Here is a 2,764-nt window from a genome sequence, read left to right as displayed (position 1 = left end):
CGGCCTCACCCAGGAAGTCAGCAACACCACCCTGGCGGAATTGGAGCCGGTTTTTCAAGAGACCGAAAGGCACATTCAAAATCTTCTCGGCGAGGGCCCTGTCTCAGCTCCCGTCTCGCCGCCGGCGGTTCGCACCCTGCAGCAGGACATGGCGGAGGTGGTGCCGCAGCAGTTGCGCCAGATGCTGGAGCTGTTTAAACAACGGGATCAGGCAGATGTCCGAGAGCGTTTGGTGGCGGCGAACGCCGTTCTCAAGGAGATCGGGCAAGTCCATCATCTGGCGGGCTGGCAACAGTTGACGGAAACCTTCGAGCAAGCCCTGGGCAACCCCGATGCCGACCTGCGAACTTTGGCTTTGGTTGCCTTGCGGGATTTGAAGCAAGGGCAGCAGCTTATCTTGGCCGGCAAGCCTGAGCAGGTTGCCCCTTCTTCAGAATTGCAACAATTGGCTCGCCCTGCCGCCCCTCCTGCCCCGCCGGATCCCCTTGAGGTGGTGGTGCATCAGCAGATCCCGGCCTTGTTGCGCCAGATGTTGGAACTCTTCAAACGTCCCGACGACCCAGCCACTCGACCGGCCCTGCAAGCGTTGGCGCAATCTTTGCAGGATTTGGGGCAATCCTCGGCTCTGGAACTGGGGGGCTGGACAGATTTGACCCGCTTGATCGGCGAGATTTTGGCGGATCCCGGCCAGGATTTGCGACAACTGGCCCTGCCGGTGCTGCGAGATCTGAAGCAAGCGCACCAAGCTCTGGCCGGCGGAGCGGCAAACACCATCCGACCCTCGGCTGAGTTGCTGGCTTTCCGCCCTGTTCCGGCAGCCCCTGAAGAGCCAGAAGTCCCTGAGCCCTTCGACCTTGGCCTTGCTTGGGGGTCTGAGGCAGAGCCGTCATTCCCAGAACCTGGGGGTGCCCCAGAGGATTGGGCTGCGGCTGCTGGGATCCCTGCGGAGGAAAGCGCTGCCTCCGATCTGAGCTGGGAAGCTGAGCCGGTGCCAGAGGCGGTAACCCTCGCCGAGACCTCTTTTGATGGAGATGAGCTCGGAGCCGACCGGTTGCCGGAGCAGGAGAGCGCAGAGACAAGCTGGGATCTGGTGGCAGAGCAGACCTCATCCCTTGGGGAAGCGGGCACCAGCGGAGCGGAGCTCTATGCCACCCCCTTGGATCTGGAGGAAGAAGCCACCTCGGCCTTTGACGAGCTGTTCGCCAACGCAGAAGCGCTGTCTGATATTGAAGAGTTCCCAACAGAGCTGATCCCTCCTTCTCCTGAGCCCCTCTCCCAGACCTTTGAGGATCTGAGCCCAAGGTTGGACGAGGAGAGAGCTGAGGCCGATCTGGCGGAGCTGTTTGCCGAAGTGGTGGGTGAAGGGGCAGAGGGGTTTGTCTCTGCTGAGCCTGCCTGGGATGCTGAACAGGAGCCGACTGCCCAGAGCGTTGCTGCGGAAATGGGCGAGGGATCCGGCTTTGTCCCAGACGAAGCCGCAAGTGCCGGGGTAGAGGCCCTATTTGAGCTGGAGGAACTTCCCGTAGAGAGTGCTTTCCGGCAGGAAGGGTCTCAGCTTCCGGACTTGGAGGCCGTTCCCGCTGGTGAGCTGGAGGCCGATCCTTGGGCGGCTGAACCGTCCCCACCCCTTCAGGAAGCCCTTGAGGACAGGGAAATCGCAGCAGATCTCTGGGCTGAATTTCCCGCAGATATCCAGCTAGAGGATTTTTCCATCCCAGCAGATCATCTGGCAGAGTCGGGTTCCGACGAGGTGGGATCCTTAGAGTCCGCTGACTCTGCTGCCTTCGATACTGCCGAAGACAGCCTGGAGAGCTTTTTTTCCACCCCTGCGGCAGAAGCCGATCCGGCTTGGTCGATGCCGGAAGCAAGTGAACCTTCCGTATTTTTGGATCCCTCTTTTGGCCCATCCCTGGACATCGCTGAGGCTGATGCTGCCGAAGCTGAGCAACTGGGGGATCTCTTTATCGGCGAACCCTTCCCCACGTCGCCCGACATGGCCAATGAGCCGAGGGAATCGCCAATTCCAGACTTCGGAGCCGAGCTGAGCCTAGGGGATCTCTTCGCCGGCGAGACCCTCGAGGAGGCGTCCGATGGGGACTCCATCCCCCTGACCCAATCAGCAGCTGGGGACACAGCAGAAGCCCAGGAGTGGGCGCTTCTGGAGGAGCTGTTCCCGGTCCAGGAGGAGTCTTTCGCAGACCTGCAACCCACGGCTGAGGAGGCAGTCGCCCCTTCCCCCGAGATCTCCTTCGACCGTCTCGATGCCCTATTCACCCAGGAATCCGACCCAGAAGAACTGAGCCTGGGGGCCAGGGGATCCCTCTCGGCCATGGATAGCGACAGCCAGGTGGATCTGGATGAGTTGAGCCAGTTCTTTGCAGAAGGGGAAGCGCTCCAAGAAGAACCCCCCTTGGATCTTGCCACCTTCCTGGAGGACACAGAAGCTTTGCAAGCGAGCAGCCTGGCGGAAGTGCCCGTGTCTGAGCCAGAGCCGCCGGTTGCCGCACTGGAGGAAGAAAATGCCCTCCAGCCTGCGGAGGACGATCTGGAAAGCCAGTTGGCCAGCCTGTTTGCAGAGGATGAATCCTTAGCCGTTCCTGTTGGCGAGGCCGAGACCCCAGAGGAAGAGGCGCTGGAAGCTGCTCCGGCTCCCCGTTTGGACGATTTGGCAGCTCTTTTCGATGCTGCTGAACCGGCGGCGGCTTTTGAGGAGACATTTGCTCCCACCCTAGAGCCTGCTGCTGCAGTGCCGGGCGAGGCTGGA

1 pseudogene is annotated in these 2,764 nt (G+C 61.3%); it reads left to right on the top strand.

Annotation, left to right across the window (positions count from 1 at the left end):
• Positions 1 to 2,764: pseudogene (locus NW856_RS11200) on the top strand (hybrid sensor histidine kinase/response regulator); the annotation flags it as partial.

The sequence above is a fragment of the Synechococcus sp. R3-13 genome, from assembly GCF_047462195.1.
Taxonomy (GTDB): Bacteria; Cyanobacteriota; Cyanobacteriia; order Thermostichales; family Thermostichaceae; genus Thermostichus.
Note: the sequence above shows the minus strand (reverse complement) of the source record. Positions and strands in the feature narration are given on the sequence as shown.